Annotated in this window: 16 protein-coding genes; 4 read left to right on the top strand and 12 right to left on the bottom strand. The window is 60.6% G+C overall.

All coding sequences use genetic code 11. The features are described from left to right. The coding region (locus OSA81_11180; protein MDE0899571.1) for a hypothetical protein at positions 1-462 on the top strand (462 nt) is incomplete at its 5' end. A gap of 15 nt (positions 463-477) precedes the next feature. Beyond that, on the top strand, positions 478-1,635 hold the full coding sequence (locus OSA81_11185; protein MDE0899572.1) for an aminotransferase class I/II-fold pyridoxal phosphate-dependent enzyme: 1,158 nt from the start codon (positions 478-480) through the stop codon (positions 1,633-1,635). A 46-nt stretch (positions 1,636-1,681) separates the two neighbouring features. Here OSA81_11185 and pruA read toward each other — a convergent pair whose 3' ends face one another. Continuing rightward, positions 1,682-3,310 carry an L-glutamate gamma-semialdehyde dehydrogenase gene (gene pruA / locus OSA81_11190; GenBank protein MDE0899573.1) on the bottom strand — a complete coding sequence of 543 codons (1,629 nt, stop codon included), beginning with the start codon at positions 3,308-3,310 and terminating at the stop codon, positions 1,682-1,684. 194 nt (positions 3,311-3,504) lie between these two features. Between pruA and OSA81_11195 the strand changes: the two genes are divergently transcribed. Beyond that, complete coding sequence (locus tag OSA81_11195) at positions 3,505-4,614, top strand: Mrp/NBP35 family ATP-binding protein (protein ID MDE0899574.1); 1,110 nt, start codon at positions 3,505-3,507, stop codon at positions 4,612-4,614. Positions 4,615-4,699: 85 nt separating this feature from the next. On the opposite strand, the gene OSA81_11200 is transcribed toward OSA81_11195, so the two are convergent. From OSA81_11200 to OSA81_11220, 5 genes are all read right to left on the bottom strand, one after another. Beyond that, on the bottom strand, positions 4,700-4,936 hold the full coding sequence (locus OSA81_11200; GenBank protein ID MDE0899575.1) for a hypothetical protein: 237 nt from the start codon (positions 4,934-4,936) through the stop codon (positions 4,700-4,702). Between the two features lie 30 nt (positions 4,937-4,966). Next, positions 4,967-5,803, bottom strand: coding sequence for a LiaF-related protein (locus tag OSA81_11205; protein ID MDE0899576.1), 837 nt, complete (start codon positions 5,801-5,803; stop codon positions 4,967-4,969). Then, positions 5,796-7,415: a hypothetical protein gene (locus tag OSA81_11210; protein ID MDE0899577.1), complete on the bottom strand. Its 1,620-nt coding sequence runs from the start codon at positions 7,413-7,415 to the stop codon at positions 5,796-5,798. Before OSA81_11210 ends, OSA81_11205 begins: the two co-directional genes overlap by 8 nt. Next, a complete protein-coding gene (locus tag OSA81_11215; GenBank protein MDE0899578.1) occupies positions 7,378-8,562 on the bottom strand; it encodes a zf-HC2 domain-containing protein in 1,185 nt (394 codons plus the stop codon). Before OSA81_11215 ends, OSA81_11210 begins: the two co-directional genes overlap by 38 nt. Positions 8,563-8,717: 155 nt before the next feature. Then, positions 8,718-9,392 (bottom strand): sigma-70 family RNA polymerase sigma factor, encoded by a 675-nt coding sequence (locus OSA81_11220; protein ID MDE0899579.1) that lies wholly within the window; start codon positions 9,390-9,392, stop codon positions 8,718-8,720. Positions 9,393-9,557: 165 nt separating this feature from the next. On the opposite strand from OSA81_11220, the gene OSA81_11225 reads away from it, so the two are divergent. After that, positions 9,558-10,286: a ubiquinone/menaquinone biosynthesis methyltransferase gene (locus OSA81_11225; GenBank protein MDE0899580.1), complete on the top strand. Its 729-nt coding sequence runs from the start codon at positions 9,558-9,560 to the stop codon at positions 10,284-10,286. Between the two features lie 15 nt (positions 10,287-10,301). Here OSA81_11225 and OSA81_11230 read toward each other — a convergent pair whose 3' ends face one another. The 6 genes from OSA81_11230 to OSA81_11255 all read right to left on the bottom strand — a co-directional run bounded on the left by OSA81_11230 (position 10,302) and on the right by OSA81_11255 (position 17,825). Continuing rightward, complete coding sequence (locus tag OSA81_11230; protein ID MDE0899581.1) at positions 10,302-11,762, bottom strand: pitrilysin family protein; 1,461 nt, start codon at positions 11,760-11,762, stop codon at positions 10,302-10,304. Next, a complete protein-coding gene (locus tag OSA81_11235) occupies positions 11,759-13,237 on the bottom strand; it encodes a pitrilysin family protein (protein ID MDE0899582.1) in 1,479 nt (492 codons plus the stop codon). Before OSA81_11235 ends, OSA81_11230 begins: the two co-directional genes overlap by 4 nt. A 75-nt stretch (positions 13,238-13,312) precedes the next feature. Continuing rightward, the gene (gene mutM / locus OSA81_11240; GenBank protein MDE0899583.1) at positions 13,313-14,146 is read right to left on the bottom strand and encodes a bifunctional DNA-formamidopyrimidine glycosylase/DNA-(apurinic or apyrimidinic site) lyase; all 834 of its coding nucleotides are present in this window, start codon (positions 14,144-14,146) and stop codon (positions 13,313-13,315) included. A gap of 12 nt (positions 14,147-14,158) precedes the next feature. Beyond that, positions 14,159-15,451, bottom strand: coding sequence for a phosphoribosylamine--glycine ligase (purD, locus tag OSA81_11245; GenBank protein MDE0899584.1), 1,293 nt, complete (start codon positions 15,449-15,451; stop codon positions 14,159-14,161). 84 nt (positions 15,452-15,535) lie between these two features. Then, positions 15,536-16,594, bottom strand: coding sequence for a M48 family metallopeptidase (locus OSA81_11250; protein MDE0899585.1), 1,059 nt, complete (start codon positions 16,592-16,594; stop codon positions 15,536-15,538). Positions 16,595-16,655: 61 nt separating this feature from the next. Continuing rightward, positions 16,656-17,825, bottom strand: coding sequence for a PLP-dependent aspartate aminotransferase family protein (locus OSA81_11255; GenBank protein ID MDE0899586.1), 1,170 nt, complete (start codon positions 17,823-17,825; stop codon positions 16,656-16,658). Between the last annotated feature and the right edge of the window lie 228 nt (positions 17,826-18,053).

Raw genomic sequence — 18,053 nt, forward strand, 5'->3', positions numbered from 1 at the left:
ATCGAAACGCAGCTGCCCGGCGCCGGGCAGCTGTCTCTCTCGGTGATCGACTTTTCGGAAGTGATGCTCATCGACTTTTCCTGTGCGGACGAGGTCGTCGCAAAATTGCTACAACAGTATCTCGCGGATGAACCGCCCGATGCGTTTTTCATTTTTCGTGGTGTTCATGAAGCTCAGTGGAATCAGATACTCACTGTCCTCGACCGGCAGAGCTTGGCTGCGGTAGTGGAACGGGATGCGGGTGTGTTCGAACTCGTGGGAGTCAGCTCCGAGGATGAGGATCGCGTGTGGGGGCAACTCGAAGAGCGTGGGGTCGTGGACACCGAAGAGATCGAGACGCTGTTCGGTGCGCATGCGGACCGTCAGGCCTTGTCGTCTTTGTTTTCTCGCGGTCTCGCATTCCGCAATCCGGGTTCGGGAAGCATCCATGCACTGAGCCGTCTCGTCCGGCATCTCCTCTAAGTAGGAAGGTTCCCAATGGCAGCTTCGAGTGGAGACAAAAAAGGAACGGCTACAGTAGGCATCCACGGTGTCGGGCACGCACGCACCCCAGGGACGCCAGTTGTCCCACCGATCGCGCAGAGCGCCACCTTCCATTGGGCGACCCCTGACGACGGTGAACTCCTCTACAGCCGATATGGGAACAACCCGAATCAGCGCCAGGTGAGTGAGAAGATCGCGGCGATCGAGGGCACGGAAGCTGCTATCGCTTTGGCAAGCGGTATGGGTGCCACGGCGATGACGATTTTGGCGCTGGTTGAATCGGGTGATCACATCGTGGCATCATCGAGGCTTTACGGGGCCACTCAGGCGCTACTGATCGATGAACTGCCACGGCGAGGCATCGAGACCACGTTTGTGGATCCGGATGATGGCGACTGGATTGGCGCCATCAAGGACAACACTCGCATCATTTTCATCGAAATTCCGACAAACCCGACGCTGCGGATTCTCGACCCCCGCCCGATCGTCCACATTGCTCATGAACGCGGCCTCAAGGTCGTGTGCGATGCGACGTTCGCCTCGCCGGTGAACTTCCGGGCCGCGTCGATGGGTATCGATGCGGTGATTCAAAGCGCCACGAAGTATCTCGGGGGACATTCCGACGTGATCGCGGGAGCGGTGTCAGGGTCGACTGAGCTCATTACAGAGGTCACTCGTATGTCCCGGCTCTATGGCCCCGCGCTCGATCCCCATCCGGCCTGGCTGCTCGACCGCGGCATCCGGACGCTCGATGTGCGCATGAAACAGCACAACCAGAACGCGCAGGTAATCGCTGAGTGGTTCGAGGGACGGGCGGATGTTGCCCGGGTCGCCTATCCGGGGCTCGCTTCGCACCCGGATCATGGGCTGGCGCAGGACCTCATGAGCGGTTTCGGAGGCATGGTGAGCGTGGTGCTAGAGGGAGGGGGAGAGGCGGCTGATCGCTTCATGAGTCGACTTGAGTTGGCCATCGCCGCACCCAGTCTCGGCGGTGTCGAGACGCTCGTGTCACAGCCACGCTGGACGTCGCACGGGGGGCTCAATGAGGCAGAGCGGGAGGCACAAGGCATTCCCGATGGATTCGTGCGCCTGAGCATCGGTATAGAAAACGCCGAGGACCTGATCGCTGACTTCGACCAAGCCCTCGGCTGACTCTCTGTCTCTGATCGGGCCCTGAGTCCCGGTTGCGAAAACTGTGCTACGCTTCATCCATGAACGGATAGCTGTAGTCAGTCGGCGAGACGAAGGTCTCTTTGATCGATCGGGCGCTGACCCAGCGCAGCAGGTTGAACATTGAGCCCGCTTTGTCATTCGTGCCGGACGCCCGCGCGCCACCGAAAGGCTGCTGTCCGACGACGGCGCCGGTGGGTTTGTCGTTGATATAGAAGTTTCCGGCGGCCTGATCCAGCGCGTCTGTGGCATGGCGAATGACGCGTCGATCTCGCGCGAAGATGGCCCCCGTAAGAGCGTAGTCCGACGTCTCATCCACCAGCTTCAGCGTCTGTTCCCACTGGTCATCGGGGTAGATGTAGAGTGTGATCACGGGCCCGAATACCTCGTCGCACATCGTCACGTAGTCGGGGTTCTTTGCGACGATGATCGTAGGACGCACGTACCAACCCTCAGAATCGTCACACTCTCCTCCGACGATGACTTCCGCATCGTCCGAAGCATGTGCCCCATTGATGTACATCTTGATCTTGTCGAACGACTTCTGGTCGATCACAGCGTTGACCAGATTCGAGAAATCACGGACATCACCCATCGTGAGCGCTGCAGTTTCCTCGATGAGTGGGCCCTTCAACTCGGCCCAAATGCTCTCCGGGATATAAGCCCGGGATGCCGCACTGCATTTCTGGCCCTGATACTCGAAGGCCCCACGGACGATGGCAGTCTTGATGGCCTTCCAGTCCGCCGATGGATGGACGGCAATGAAATCTTTTCCGCCCGTTTCCCCGACGATCCGGGGATAACTCCGATAGGTATCCATGTTGTCGCCGATCGTTTTCCAGAAGCTCTTGAAGACGGCGGTCGAGCCGGTGAAGTGGATGCCGGCAAAGCTGGGAGACGACATGACCTCCTTGGTCACCTCCACAGGATCTCCCGGGACGAAATTGATTACGCCCGGCGGGAGGCCTGCCTCATCGAACAGCTGCATCATGTAGTAGTTCGACAGCAGCGCAGTGAGTGACGGCTTCCAGACTGACGTGTTCCCCATCATGGCCGGCGTGCCCGGGAGGTTGGCCCCGATGGCGGTGAAGTTGAATGGGCTCACCGCATAGATGAAGCCTTCAAGCGCACGGTACTCGGCGCGATTCCAGACGGTTGGATCCGAAAGAGGCTGTTTAGAATAGATTTCTTCTGCGAAGTCGGCCGCGAAGCGGAAGAAGTCGATCGTCTCGCATGCCGCGTCGATTTCGGCTTGATACGCATTCTTGCTCTGGCCGAGCATTGTCGCGGCGTTCACGCGGGCCCGGTACGGTCCCGCAATGAGGTCGGCCATTTTCAGGAAAACCGCCACGCGGTCGTCCCAGCGCATGGTGGACCACTCGCGGTGTGCTCCGTTCGCGGCGTCGATCGCCTGACGGACCTCGGCGGCCCCGGCCATGTGCGCTCGAGCAAGGATGTGTCCGTGCGAATGGGGCATCACGACGTCGATTGTGTTCCCGGTCCGGACCTCCTCACCGTTGATAATGAGCGGGATGTCCACCACCTGTGAAGCCTGGGCTTCCAGCTCAGCTTTGAGCTCTGCTCGCTCGGGCGTGCCCGGTGCATAGGAGAGGATGGGTTCGTTGATCGGCGTTGGTACAGCGGGAATACCGTGCATGTGAGATTGGGTGGTTTGGCGGGTGGTGGGGAACCGGCCTAGCGGGGCCACGAACTGATCAATGTCCACGGGTTGTCAAGTGAACGCAACTCGTGCCGGCGCGCGTTGACTCCCCCGTCTTCGCTCAGATAACTTTTGCGCCCTTTGTGCAACTCCCTCGCGCCAGGTCGGCTGTCGGTCGCCGTGTATATCGCATGAATTCCGAAGAACTTCGCCGCTCCGTAATGGCCGCGTTGGCCCGTATCAAGCACTCCGATTCGGAGCATGATTTGATTGCCGGTGGCCGCGTCCAGAATCTCGAAGTTGGGGATGACGGACAGGCTCGCTTTCAGTTCATGCTGCGTCCGGAGGACCCGGGCGATCTCGTAAAAGAGGCTCGCTCGACGGTAGAGAGCCTTGAGGGTATCACGAGTGTCAAAATTAACGTTCAGCTTCCGCAGATGGCGGCAGGTGGAGAAGCTGGTGGGGGACCCCAGGGTGGCCTCAAGCCGGGCTCGGTGCCGGCGCCCACACCCGCCCCGGGGCTGCTCTCCCAGGTGGGGCACATTATCGCTGTGAGCTCCGGGAAGGGTGGGGTCGGTAAGTCGATGGTGGCGGCGAACCTCGCGGCAGGTTTCGCGAAGCGGGGTTACAAGGTTGGCCTCATCGATGCCGACATTTATGGACCCAACATTCCTCTGATGTTCGGCGTGAACAGTCGTCCGAACGTCACCGGCGAGAAGGGGAGCGAGATGATCGAGCCACTGGAGGCTCATGGAGTGAAGCTCATGAGCCTAGGATTCCTACTGGAGGAGGATCAACCCGCCATCATGCGTGGCCCTCTCATTTCGGGGATTCTCAAACAGTTCATTGAGCAAGTCGACTGGGGTGAGCTGGACATCATGGTCGTGGACATGCCGCCGGGGACCGGCGACGCGCAGCTTTCGCTCGTTCAGACGATCGATCTCGATGGCGCCGTCATGGTCACGACCCCTCAGCGGGTGGCGACCGGGGATGTGCGCCGGGGCATCAAGATGTTCGAGAGGGTGAACACTCGCATTCTCGGGATCGTGGAGAACATGAGCGGAATGACCTGTCCCAACTGCAACGAAATCGTAGACGTGTTCGGACGAGGTGGCGGTGAGGCCCTTGCTGAAGAGATGGCGCTCCCGTTCCTCGGACGTGTTCCACTCGACCCAGCCGTGGTCCATGCGGGAGATGCGGGAGCACCAACAATCCTGTCTGCTCCGGACTCAGGTGCGGCAGGAGCTCTCGATGCGATCGTCGCTTCGCTCGACGGGACGCTGTCTGTGCTGGAGGGGTAGGCGCGCCGGCTTCTCTGGGAAATACGAAACGGCCCGCTCGTCTTCATACGAGCGGGCCGTTCTTGTGTTCAGGTCAGGTGGTGTCTCAGCCGCCGTCCAGCCAGCGACGGTCGGCATCCGAGAGCGATCCCTTTCCCCGACTCTTCTCAAACGTCTTCACCACGACCCATCCGACGAGGAGGATGGGAGCGACCTTGAACAGCAGGAAGGTCGCGAGGCCGAGGGTGAGCGAGAACACGACTCCGATAACGCCGAGAACAACGCTCGCTAAGAGCAGCGTGACAAGTCCGACCGCGAAGAAAGTGAGTAGTGGTCGGATCATCAGTCAGTCCTTGTTTCGTTCAAGTCCACGTCAGCGAATCCACACCACCGCGACGCTGCCGAATGCGATATGGAGCTCAACCTCGATACGGTAGTCGGCGTCATCGAAATCCGGAGATTCGTACACGTCGCCACGCTTGATGAGTCCCTCCGAGTCCAGTGCCGTGAGGAAGCTGTCTTTTTGAAGGCGAACCCCGAGGCCTTCCGGGACACGAAGCTCCATCGACCCGAGTCCCATTTTTACAGCGATCTGCGCGTCTCGCTGCCATCGCCCGTCAAAATCGAGAATGATCGAGCCGACACCTGCGCGCACTTCGATCTCTTCGGCGCGCAGGTTCGCCAGATTCCTGATCGTGAACTCGGCAGCACCGACTTCGAAGCTGGCTTTCTCCATCGGTACTGGATTCGGCTCACTGACGTTGATCAAGGACTCAGACGCACCTGTGCTCAACTCGAGGTCGGTCAGCGCGAGGCCACCGAGGTCGATGTCGGCCTGAACGGCTCCGAACTTCAGCTTGAGGTCCATGGGTACGCCACGGGCGAGCTCCAATTCGAGCGACCCGGACTGCCGTCTACTGATGTTGATGTTCCGGCGAAGAGACTCCACTCCCAGGTGAAGTCGCTCCCCCGAGAAGTCTGCGATCGGTTCGAACTTGTCCTCGTCGTACTTGAGGTTCATCCGGTACAGGAGTCCGTCGTCGACGGATCGCATCGTGAACTCGCCCGCGCCGTAATCGACGAATACGCGCACTTCGCCGTTGTCCTCCAGCTGTCGAGACATCGCCACTGTCCGCCAGCTCTGTCCTTGAGCGGCGGCAGGAGCGATGACCGCAGCCGCCACGATGGCGGCCGTCATGGTCTTACGCATCGTCCGAACCGTCTCCTGTTGTCGTTCCCGCATCCCCACCAAGGCCATCCTCGGCGTTCCTCCTTACCGCGTCTTCCCATGCCACCTCAGCGTCGTAGGTGCTGTAGTGCTCACGCCGGCGTCCGGCTCGGGTCAGGAGCACCGCACCGAATCCGATCTGTAGTGCGACGAATGTGACGACCCCGCCCGCAATGAACAGCAGAGTGCTGAGCACGTTGAGGAACGGTGCGATCGACAGCACGTGTCCGGCAATGAACAGGCCGGAGAAAGCAAGTAGACCCCCTACAAGAGTGAGCACCGGGTTCGACTTCCGAATCCACGCCGTCCACGGGAAGGAACTGTCTGCCATCCACTCGCCCGCATTTCTCGCGACCGCCACGTAGCCGAGCAGCGACGCTATGACCGTGGCCAGAGGGAAGAGTGGAAGCCAGGCGATTGCGACCGGGATTCCGATTATCGAAATCGCGAGTGCAACCGCGCCGAGCAGCCAGACCGGGACCAGCAGGAAACTTCCCGCTACGCCGACCATTGCGGCTCGGCCCGGAGCCCGTCTCGCCGTCTCGGAAATCGCGTCCATATTCTCGCCGGCGAAGGCCAGGAAGCCTGCACCCAGCAGAGCAAGAATGAACACGCCGACGAGCTTCTCGAAGACTCCGCCTACTCCTCGAATGACGGGGCGAAGCGGTGACATGATCGAAAACCCATCGCCCTCGAATCGCGTGGCATTGCGAATCTCATTTCTGACGTCGCTGCGAATTTCAGCACGGATCTCGTCGTGGAGCTCTTGCCGCAACTCACGCTCGAACTCCCGTTCATCCTCCAGCACATTTACGATGCCGCCCCGGATCTCTCCGGTGTTTCGGACAATCCTCGTGTCCGCGACTCGTGCTTCACCGCCGATTGAACCATCGCTGCGTACGTCGAGAGTCCCATTGACGATGACAGCATCACCTTCGATTTCGCCTTCGACACGGAGTGATCCGCCGATGACGACGAGTGTCCCTTCGACCATGGATCCGGATGGAATGACCACATCTTCGTCGATGTGAATCCGGAAATTCTCATCGAGTCCTTCGAGCGCTTTCACGAGCCCCCCGAGGTTCCCCACGGCGCTCACCAGAAGGCGTATGAGCGAGCCTTCCTCATTATTGATCGAGATCGATACGGAGGCGTCCCTTCTTTCAGCTTCGACGTCGAGATCTGCAAGCGCATTCTCAAGGGCGTCTTCGACCGCCTCAGCTGCATTCTCCAAGTCATGGTCGAGATCTGCCGGTGGAGCCCATCCATCGAGTATCCGGGCAAGCGCCCCGTTCTCGCGCGACATTGCGTCGCCCAGTAGTGCACGCCAGGCGGTGTCCAACTCATCTCCGTCTTCATACGAGCCGACAGGGTCCCCATCTACTAGGATCGTTCCGCCGTCGAAGGCGATCTTCAGCATGCCGTCGTCTGCGAACTCAATCGCGAGTGTCGCACGCGACGAACTGGCCGAGACGCTCTTGGACACGATGGTCCTTAGCTGCCCTTCCACACCGAGGGGTAGTGTGAGGGCCGCGAGGACCAGGACCAGAAAGGCCCTATGAAGCAATTGAGACATGTACATAACGACCCTCATTAGGCCGGTTCGCGAAGAGATTCTTATAAAGCACTCGTAGAGCGAGCGCTGAAATCATCGTGTACCCGAGCACGCCGCCAGCTACGACAAGGGGTGAGGACGTGAGTGCTTCGAGCAGTGTCGCCTGGCCCGTCATGCCCCCGAACGCAGCGGATGCCACGTCGGTGATCTGCCACCAGACGAAGGACAACAGTGAATCGAAGGTCAGCGTCGGGTGCGAAAACGCCGCGTAAACAACGAGTCCGGTGATCGCTACTGGGGTCACCGCGACGCCGGTCAAGGCTGCGAGAGCCTGCCGGGCATCCGGGATCAGGCGGCGCAGTCTTGCAGCGTTACGCGAGCGGAACGGCACGGGGGCGGCAGCCTGCACCATCTGATGCATCCGGAAGCCGGTCATGACCTGGTCGGAGAACGTCGGTGTTGGAGTGAGTCGCTGAAGGGCCGTGAGCTCCCTGGCCACGGCTCGCCACGCCTGCACTTCGCTGGCGCAGGTAGCGCACCCGCCGAGATGAGTCTCGACTCGGGCAAAGGCTGCAGCAGGCAGACTGTCATCCACGTAGTCCTGCAACTCGCTGGCTATCACGTGCTCCTGGCTCGGCCCACTGGCCAGGACCGCAACTCGCCTACGGATCCGAGTCAGAAGTGCCACGTCGTCGCGTAGCTCAACGGCCGCCATGACCCGCTCGGCGAAGCCTTCTGCCGGGGTAAAGGAATCCAGCTGTTTCAGCGCACTGAACACCGAAATCCATGCGTCCGTTTCAGCGGTACACGGCGTGCAGTCCTGAAGGTGGCGCTCCAGCTTCTGGGCACGTCTCGCCGACAGCGTACCGTCCAGGAAATTCTGAAGAACTGCTTCCGACAGATGCTGCTCCGCACTGGGGGTCCCGACCGGCTCTCGCACTCGCGCGGCAAGCGGCATCGATTCGGGTAGCGACACTTGGGTCATGACGCGGTCCGAAAATCCTTCGATCGGACGGTGTGAAGAAATCTCACCGAGTTCCTCGAACAGAGCGCGCCACCCCTCCATCTCAGCCGAACAACGAGCACACGCCGCTAGATGCTTCTCGACACCGAAAGCGTCCCCTTCGGGGAGGTCTCCTTCGAGAAACGCTTGGAAGCGTTCTGCGCTCAAATGCTTGTTCGACATGGCCTTACTCACCGTCCTAGGCCTGCTTCATTCACCCTGCTGCCACTCCGGGCCGGCGTTCTACCGAGTTTCAATAAAAAATGCTGTCGTGGAACCCTCGCCTCGACGGCTGTTTTACCTTGTACTTTATGGGTGATCGACATACTCGCCATCCGTCACGAGGAGAGGTGAGACAGGGATTTGCGGAGCTCGCCGCGGGCCCGGTGCAGATATGTCTTCACTGTGCCCAGGGGCAGGTCCATGATGTCTGCGATCTCGTCGTAGGCGTACCCTTCGATGTGTCGGAGAACGATCACCGTCCGGTATTCCTCCCGGAGGCCACCAATGGCCGTTTCGATCTGACTTCCGAGTTCGCGATTCTCGACGTATTCCGCAGGACTCTCATCTCGAGATTCAATCACCACCTGACTTTGACTGATCTCTTCAGCAGTGCGGGCGTGAGGTGAACCGTCAATGGAGACGGTGTCGAGCTTCCTCTTCCTGAGATGATCGATGGTGTGGTTGTTCGCGATTTTCAAGATCCAGTTACTGAACTTGTAGCTGGTCTTATACGAACCGATCGCGTTGAAGCCACGAATGAAGGCCTCCTGCGCGAGATCTTCGGCCAGGGTCCGGTCACGTACCATGCGATAGATAAGTGAAAAAACCGGCCGCTCATAACGAATGAGCAGCTCACGGAAGGCGGGCTCATGCCCACGCGCAGCGTGCGTCGCGAGATCGCGATCGTCCAGCGACGCGTAGTCCAGAGGGGTCAGAGGTCCTTTATCCTGCCGCGAGTCGGTAAGCCACCGGACAGTGGCTCTAGGCAGGAAGGCGATATCGGTACTCATGAGTCAGCCCTACGTAACCGATTCCCTATCGGTTTCGTCTGCAGGCCTTGCACCGACCTACACGTGCCGTTGAGCCCCTCGTTCGCTTCCCGTAGCTTTCACCTCCGTGCCTTTCGGGCACTGGTATCGGGCCTTTCAAAGCTATGCGGCCAAGTGATTTCTGTCATGCAATCCCCATCTGACGCCGCGCCGAAGGCTGGTGCCGAGCGCGAAAAGCAGGTCCAGCAGATCTTCTCAGAGATCGCGCCCCGCTACGACCTACTGAACCACATTCTAAGCATGAACATCGATCGGACGTGGCGACGGCGCGCCGTCAATCTGCTCGAGTGGGAACGTGCCCTGGGCGGCACATTCCTCGATGCCTGCGCCGGCACGTTCGATTTGTCACTCGAGTTGGCAAACAGGAAAACGTTTGAAGGGTGGGTGATTGCGTCGGATTTCGCGCACCCCATGCTGGTTCATGGGACTCCGAAAATCGCTACGTCGCCGATCGAGTCAGTGTGTGGAGATTCACTGGAATTGCCCTTTGCCGACGACACATTCGACGGTGCCACGGTCGGCTTTGGCGTCCGAAATCTTGCTCGCCTTGGGGTAGGTCTCAGGGAGTTCCAGCGCGTCCTTAAGCCGGGCGCGCGGCTCGTCGTTCTCGAGTTCACCGTCCCGCCGAACCCGATCATGCGAGCGGGCTACCACTTCTATTTTCACAATATCCTTCCGGTGGTCGGACGCATCGTGTCAGGTCACCCCTGGGCGTACACGTATCTGCCTGAATCGGTAAAGGAGTTCCCTGGGCCGAAGGAACTTGGGGATCTGTTCGAATCTGTCGGATTCAGTGATGTGGGATGGAAGCTTGTGTCCGGGGGGATCGCAGCGATCCACTGGGGTCGCGCCTAGGGACGTCTAGGCGGTCTATCGCACCTCGATTGTCGTTACAGGACCTCGCCCGTAGAGCGATTCGCCGATTCTCGACGGGTCTCCCACGATTAGAATCGTCATCTCCTCGGGATGCAGCTGGTCCGAGAAGACACGCTGAATACCGTAAGGTGTTACTCGCTGGACTCCTTCCCAGTACCGCACCAGCCAATCCTCTGGCAGGTCCTGGGCCAAGTAGTACATGGTCCGGGAAACGATCTGACTGGGGGAGTCGAAGTTGAAGACGAAGCCGTTCACGATCTGATCTACCGTCGCCCCGACCTCGTCCGTCGTCGGTGGCCCGTCACGCAGTCCGTGCATGGTTTTGAGGATCACGTCGATCGCAGCCATCGTGTTCTCCGGTCGCGTTCGGGTGGTCGCAGCGATGATGCCTTCGTGTTTCCTGGGCGTCGTCCAGAGCGAAGTCGCGGAGTACGCGAAGCCCTCTTCGGTACGCAGACGCCCGAGAATACGGCTGGAGAAACCTCCCCCCCCAAGGATCGAGTTCCCGATCATGGCGGCGTAGTACGTGTCGTCGTCCCCGAGCTGAACGGTTGTGGGGTGAGCCATCACGACCACGGACTGATCTAGGTCCTTCTCAACGAGGTACACGCCTGCCGTACGCCGAATGTTGGGTGTGGGCGCCTCCGGGAGGGCTTGAGCGCAGTCCGGAAGGCGAGAGACGACACTCTCGAGCAAGGGCTGGAGCACGGGCCAAGGAGCGTCGCCGGTGACCCCCAGGGTGAGATTGCCTCGGCAGAGAATCCGACGATGCAACTCGTTAAGTCGGTCCGTTTGTAGCCGGGCCGGATCCAAATCCGAGGGCTCCATCTCCCAACCCACCGGGTGGTCTCCATACAGGAGTCGGTTCATCTCTGAAAAGGCGAGACGACCCGGATCGTCGAGGCGGCGCAGGATGCTTTCAAGTTCCCTCGTTCGCCACGCTTCAACCTCGTTTCCGTCGAAGGCCGGCTCGGCAATCAGCTCTCCCCAGAGGTCGAGGGCCGTCGGAAGGTTTTCGGTCAACGCGTTAATTGAGGTGGTGACGCTACCGCCCGCGCTCCCGAATGACACATGGAAGGCGTGATACTCGATCGCCTCGTCGACCTCGAGCGCGCTTCTGGAGGTCGTTCCGCCGTAGCGGAGCAGGGCGGGCAATCCCATTGCCGCCGCGTAGGACTCTCTTCCAAATAGCCCGTATCCACCTCGGAAGTAGGCATGGACGGTAACCATGGGAAGCGTTGGGTCCTCGAGTGATATGACGGGGACGCCAAAGACCTCGTAGTGGTCCGTCTGCGGCTGTTCGAACTTGAGGGGCGGGTACACCAGCCGATCGATCGTCTGTCTACCGGTAGGCGGCTCCTGTTGAGCGAGCGCTGGCGAGGGGCTGGACAGGAGCGTTGCTATCCCTGTTGCCAGGGCAGTAGAAGCCAGTAGTACGTGTCTTCGAGCGCTCATCGTGAGTCCCCATCACCAGATCGCGAGCGGACGAGCGTGGCTACCGTCCGGTTCCCTTCTGTCAGGTACGTAGCTGCGACTCTCTGCACGTCTTCCGCGGTTACGTCGCCGAAGGCTTCTGACCTCTGGAACGTGTCGCGCCAGTCTCCGAACAGTGACTCTGACTCGGCCAGCTGGAACGCCAGGCCCAGCTTTGACTGGACACGCCGCACCGCACCGGCCTCGACTTGATTTCGGATCCGTTCGATCTGGGCCTGCCCGGGCCCGGACTCGATGAGTGCCGCAATCTCTTCGTAGATCACTGTCTCGATTTCGGAGGTCGATGCCGGGAAAATGGGGGTCACATCGATCTGAAAGAGCCCGGGGTAGAGATTGCCGGGTCCCGTCGAGCTGAACACCGCGGTGGCCGTCTTGTCTTCTGTCACGAGCCTGCGGTGCAGGCGAGTCGTTCGGCCACCTGTCAGAAGTGCTGCCAGCATTGCAAGCGCGGGGCCATCCGCGTGTCGCGCAGCCGGTATGTGCCAACCGATCCTAAGCACGGGTTCTGCATCCCACGTTACGTCGACCCTGCGTTCTGTGTCCTGCTCAGGTTCGATTTCTGAAACTGCGGATGGTTGCTCTCCCGAGGGCAGGGGGCCGAAATATTCATGAGCCCATGCCTCGAGCTGGTCCGTGTCGAAATTGCCGACGACCGCGAGGACGGCATTACCGGGTCCATAGAAGCGCCTGTAGTACGAGGCTACGTCGGCTCGAGTGAGTCTCTGAAGGTCGACCATCGTGCCGACGACGGGTTGTCCGTAGGGGTGAATGCGGTAGGCAGTCCGCAAATGCGCTTCGTACAGCGTCCCGCCCGGGCTCGTATCGACCCGCATGCGACGCTCTTCCATAACGACATCGCGCTCCGCGTAGAACTCGCGGAAGACTGGGTGGGCCATTCGGTCAGACTCGAGTGCGAAGAACAGCTCGATTCGATTTGAGGGGAGTTCAACGAAGTAGATTGTCGACTCGTTGGTTGTCATCGCGTTCAGCCCCTGAGCACCGACCCGCGACAGGATACGGTCGTATTCATTGGGCTGAACGAACACTCGAGCTTCGTCCTCGAGTTCCGAGATACGGGTCCTCAGCTCAGAGGCGCGGGCTTCATCGCCCTCAGCGTCGGCACTGAGGAGTTCGGTATGGATCGCGTCCATCTGAGTGAACAATGCCCGCTCTGCCTCGACATCCGTCGTTCCGATCGACTCCGTACCCTTGAAGAGCATGTGCTCAAGAAGATGCGCAATGCCGGTGGAGCCGGGGGACTCGTGTACGCCACCGATACCAAACTGCATGACGAAAGATGTGGTCGGTGCTCCTGGGCGCGGCAGGAGCAGCACCCGCATACCGTTCTTGAGGGTTACCTCGCGCACTGGGAGATGCTCGCTCAGAGAAGTCGCACCTTCCGTCGTCTGCGCGATCAGTGGACCCGGGAGTGCCATCCCTATCGTGCACGATAGCAGAGCGCAGTGGAGCCTGAGTTTCTTCGCGTACGCGGTGGGGATTGTGACCGACACTCAATCCGAGCCTGGCTGACAGTCCGGACAAAAGAAGGCCGAGCGGTTGGAGAGGACTACTCGCTCGATCTCCGAGCCACAGCGAAGGCACGGCTCTCCGTTTCGACCATAGACGAACAGCTGGCGGGCGTATTCTCCCTTACCACCTTGGGCGTTGCGGTAGTCGCGAATGGTCGTGCCTCCTGCCTCGATGGCCTCGCTCAACACCGAACGCACGGACGCGTGCAGTGCGATGGCCTCGTCCTCGCCAATCCGGTTCGCTGGGCGGAGAGGGTGGATGCCGGATAGGAAGAGTGCTTCCGCGGCATAGATGTTCCCCACTCCGGCAATGCGCTTCTGATCCAGGAGCCAGGACCGGATTGGCGACCGGCTGGTGCCGAGGGCGTGAAGCAGGTCTTCTGCTCGGTACGATGGGTCCAAGGGTTCCGGTCCGAAACGAGCGGATCGCACAGCCCACTCAGTCGAATCCAGACACTCGACGGTCCCGAACCGCCGCGTGTCGTCGAAGACGAGTACGCTCCCTGATGCGAAGCGAAAGCGAACCGCTGGGTGCCCGGGTCGGGAGGCTCCTCGAGGGGGGTGCTTGAACGGAAGCATCCGTCCCGTCATCCCGAGATTGACCGCAATCGTCGCGCCGTCATCGAGCCGGAGCAGTACGTTCTTTGCCCGCCGCTCAACGGACGAGATCGTGCGCCCTCTCACCTTTGGAGCGAACCGTCTCTTGGACTCACGAAGTACGTCGGGCCGAAGCACCTCGACACGTACAATCTTCTCACCCACGACGGTGTCCCGTAGACCTCGGACGATTGTTTCGGCTTCTGGTAACTCCGGCATCGGACTGGTTGGTCAGGCCTGGTCGCCGAACTGAATGCGGTCCCGCTCGCGCCAGCCGATGTCTCGACGAAAGAACGCACCCTCGAATTTGATCTGGGCAGCGGCTTCACGGCTCTTTCTCGCGGCTTCCATGAAGGTGGGTGCAATCGCCGTGACCGAGACGACTCTCCCGCCCGCGGTTACCGTTTCGCCGTCGACGGTGGCCGTTCCCGCATGGAAAACGATCATGTCGTCCCTGAACAGCCTTTCGGGGATCGTCATCGATTTGCCCTTCTCGTAGGAGCCCGGGTACCCCCCCGAGGCGACGACTGTCGTTACCGCCGAGCCTTCGTGGCTGGTCACGCGGCGCCCGGCGATCGACCCACCCTGGGCGACCGTGACAAGTAGATCCAGCAAGGAAGATTCGAGGAGGGGAAGCACAACCTGGGCTTCAGGGTCCCCGAATCTGCAATTGAATTCGACGACCTTGAGGCCTTCCGCTGTCTTCATCAGGCCGGCGTAGAGGAAGCCCTGGAAGGGGCAGCCATCTTCAATCATTGCGGCCAGAGTCGGCGCAATGATCTCAGTCCGGGCTTCGTCGACGACCTCTGAGTCTGCGATGGAGACGGGTGCGTAGGCGCCCATTCCACCGGTGTTCGGGCCGCTGTCCCCTTCCCCGACTCGCTTGTGGTCTTGCGAAGGTTGGAGCAAGAGGAAATCCCGACCATCACACACGGCGAATATCGAGATCTCCTCACCATCCATGTACTCCTCGATCACGATCTCACGGCCAGCCTCACCATAGGCGAGATCTCCGAGCATGGCGTCGATCGCTTCGACAGCCACCTCTACAGTCGTGCAGACGACGACACCTTTTCCTGCGGCGAGGCCTGAGGCTTTCACCACGATGGGTGCGCCCTGCTCGCGTACCCATTCGACCGCAGTTTCTCGGTTGGAGAAAGTCTTATGGGCCGCGGTTGGTACGTTGGCGTTCCGCATGAGGTCTTTCGAGTAGGACTTGCTCGACTCGATTCGTGCCGCGGCCTGGGTCGGACCGAAGACGGGCAGCCCCTTGGACTGGAATCGGTCGACGATGCCCGCGGCCAGGGGGCCTTCTGGACCCACGACCGTCAGGTCGATGCGGTGACTGGCTGCCCAGTCAACTAGGGCCTCCACATCCGTCGGTGCGATTTCGACCGCTTCACACATCGGGGCCATGCCCGGTGTGGGACGGGTGGCGAAGAATTCTGCGTCCGGAGCGTCCCGGAGCAGCTTCCAGAGCAGGGCGTGTTCGCGCCCACCGTTTCCGACGATCAGGATGCGCATGCGCAGAGTCTATTGTGTCTGGGGCGAAAAAAAAGGGGTGACTGGGCCACTGCCCGCCCGCCCCCTTTTGCGCGCCCCGAAGGGTCAGCGCTTGAAGCCGCCCAGGAAGTCTGATCCGGCCTGCTTCGCCGCGTCAGCCATCGAGTCGAGGAAGTCCTTCGCGCCCTCGGCATAGGCGGTAGCAGCGGCCTTCAGGTCTTCCTGGTATGCAGGATAGCGCTCCCCTCGACGAGCGTACTCGCCGCGAACGATGCGATCGTAATCTCCGCTCTCGATCCAGTCGCGAAGCTCCGCGACGCGAAGCACGTGGAAGGGGTGAGTCCGACCCAGGAGATTGAGTACCTTGAACACCTGATCGGCGACGTCGCCCCCGGCCCGGTATTCTTCCGCCTGAATGATGAACTCCTGCAGGTTGGTCTCTTCCGTCGTCCCGCCGCCGGCCATCTTGAGCATCGCCCGCATGACCGCCTCGGGATCCTGAACACCCAGGAGGCCGGCACGGTCGCTCGACAGCTCGGACTTCCGTGACCACTCGAGGAGTCCCACCAGGACGGCGCGAGCCGCGAGCCCCACGATTGGGAAGCCCATGTTCGCCAGGTTGAGCAGAAGGACCGTCATCGTCTTGTAGAGCACGTGGTCGCTCACGATGTGACCGATTTCATGGGAGATCACATAGGCGAGCTCGTCGTCTTCCAGCAGTCTTACAGTGCCGGAGTTCAAGATGATGAACGGCTGATCCATGCCATACGCACCGGCGTTTACCAACGGCGTCTGCGACATGAAGAGCGGGTACTCTTCCGGCGCGTCGAGTGTCGTGAGGCACTCCTTGTAGATCGCGTACACTTTCGCGAACTGGTTCTCACTCACGCGGACTGCGTCAGCCTGGAACGCGAGACGAATCGGCTTCTCGCCGAAAAAGCCGAAGATCTTCTTGAGGATCTCATCGAAGATCGGAATCTTGCGTAACGCCTGAAGTGCGGCTTTGTCTGCCGGGTGTTCCCAGGAGTGCGGAGCGATGTCAGTGAGGATGCGCTTCGAGCGAGTGCTCGCGCTGCTTCCGTCTTCCTCGGCGCCAGTTGGTTCTTCCGTGCGATCCGGCTCGTCCGCCATGTCCTGACCCTCTTTCGTTTGGTTGCCCTTCACGCAGTTGGTGAAGGGGTTCCTGACACTCCTGTGGCCTTACGGCTCGCCGTCGATCGTGGTTTCATCTTATGCTGAGCACTCGGTCGAGATCGGCGATGATGTCGTCGATGCCCTCGATGCCCACAGAGAACCGCACGAGCCCGGGCGTGATACCCATCGCGAGTCGACGATCCTCGGGAACCGAGCCATGGGTCATGAACGCGGGGACGTTCACAAGAGACTCCACCCCTCCCAGACTCTCGGCAAGAGAGAAGATGCGCAGATTTTCCGTAAGTGCCTTCGTGCGTTCGAGCGTCCCGACATCGACAGAGACCATGCCGGTGAAGCCCGACATCTGCCGTTTTGCGAGGTCATGCTGCTCGTGCGAAGCCAGGCCCGGATACATGACCCGATCCACCTTGGGATGATCCTGGAGCCATTCGGCGACTGCCATGCCGTTCGCGTTGTGGCGCTCCATTCGCACGTGCATGGTCTTTATGCCCCGCAGCGTGAGCCAGCAGTCCATCGGGCCCGGCACTGCCCCGGATGATTTGCGAATGAAGAAGAGCTCTTCAGCGAGGGCCGTGTCCCGGACGGCGAGTAGTCCGCCAATGACGTCAGAGTGCCCATTCACGTACTTGGTCGACGAATGCATCGTGAAGTCGGCACCGAGCTCGAGCGGCCGCTGGTTGAACGGCGACGCGAAGGTGTTGTCGACCATGAGCAGGGCATCTGCACTGTGCGCCAGGTCGGCGATCGCCGCGATGTCGCAAAGCTTCATCATGGGGTTCGTCGGAGTCTCGACGTGGATCAGTCGAGTGTTCGGCTGCATCGCGGCCGCGACCGCGTCAGTGTCGCGGGCGTCGACGTAGGTAAATTCGATGCCGAAGCGACTCAGCACATGATCAAACATGCGCGCCGTGCCCCCGTAGGTGTTCTCCTCACTCACCACGTGGTCGCCCGTGGACAGTCGCTTCACGACTGCCTCGATGGCCGCGAGGCCTGAAGAAAACGCGATGCCGTGCGAACCGCTTTCTAGCGCCGCGATGCTGGCTTCCAATGCCTCGCGGGTTGGATTCGCTGTCCTGCCGTAGTCGTATCGGCCCTCATTGGGCTCTCCGACCGCCCGCTGGACATATGTGGATGTCTGAAAGATCGGCGTCATGATGGCGCCGGTCACGGGCTCAGGCTCGACTCCTGCGTGGATCGCCTTCGTGCCGAAAGAGAGATCCTTCGCAGCCTCGTGGTCCATACTCGATCATCCTCTGATGCGGGGGAGCGCGCCAGAAGGGGCCGCGTGGCGTCACCTGGTCCAGGTGGCAAGTATTCAATCTAGAAGGGCTCGGCAGTTGCCCGCTACCGATCGTCGCGGATCTTTTCGTTGACTCGCGATACCCAACTGCGCCAGACTTCGTGAGGTGGGACCGATCCACTGAAACGTCGCGGAATTCCTTAACGATCGAACCAATTCGGCCGAACG

The organism is Longimicrobiales bacterium (assembly GCA_028823235.1).
Lineage (GTDB): Bacteria > Gemmatimonadota > Gemmatimonadetes > Longimicrobiales > Gaopeijiaceae > UBA2589.

Bases quoted from the DNA above. Each gene is read 5' to 3' on its own strand.
- OSA81_11185 (MDE0899572.1), top strand. From the start codon at position 478: ATGGCAGCTTCGAGTGGAGACAAAAAAGGAACGGCTACAGTAGGCATC.
- pruA (MDE0899573.1), bottom strand. From the start codon at position 3,310: ATGCACGGTATTCCCGCTGTACCAACGCCGATCAACGAACCCATCCTC.
- OSA81_11195 (MDE0899574.1), top strand. From the start codon at position 3,505: ATGAATTCCGAAGAACTTCGCCGCTCCGTAATGGCCGCGTTGGCCCGT.
- OSA81_11200 (MDE0899575.1), bottom strand. From the start codon at position 4,936: ATGATCCGACCACTACTCACTTTCTTCGCGGTCGGACTTGTCACGCTG.
- OSA81_11205 (MDE0899576.1), bottom strand. From the start codon at position 5,803: ATGCGTAAGACCATGACGGCCGCCATCGTGGCGGCTGCGGTCATCGCT.
- OSA81_11210 (MDE0899577.1), bottom strand. From the start codon at position 7,415: ATGAGGGTCGTTATGTACATGTCTCAATTGCTTCATAGGGCCTTTCTG.
- OSA81_11215 (MDE0899578.1), bottom strand. From the start codon at position 8,562: ATGTCGAACAAGCATTTGAGCGCAGAACGCTTCCAAGCGTTTCTCGAA.
- OSA81_11220 (MDE0899579.1), bottom strand. From the start codon at position 9,392: ATGAGTACCGATATCGCCTTCCTGCCTAGAGCCACTGTCCGGTGGCTT.
- OSA81_11225 (MDE0899580.1), top strand. From the start codon at position 9,558: ATGCAATCCCCATCTGACGCCGCGCCGAAGGCTGGTGCCGAGCGCGAA.
- OSA81_11230 (MDE0899581.1), bottom strand. From the start codon at position 11,762: ATGAGCGCTCGAAGACACGTACTACTGGCTTCTACTGCCCTGGCAACA.
- OSA81_11235 (MDE0899582.1), bottom strand. From the start codon at position 13,237: ATGGCACTCCCGGGTCCACTGATCGCGCAGACGACGGAAGGTGCGACT.
- mutM (MDE0899583.1), bottom strand. From the start codon at position 14,146: ATGCCGGAGTTACCAGAAGCCGAAACAATCGTCCGAGGTCTACGGGAC.
- purD (MDE0899584.1), bottom strand. From the start codon at position 15,451: ATGCGCATCCTGATCGTCGGAAACGGTGGGCGCGAACACGCCCTGCTC.
- OSA81_11255 (MDE0899586.1), bottom strand. From the start codon at position 17,825: ATGGACCACGAGGCTGCGAAGGATCTCTCTTTCGGCACGAAGGCGATC.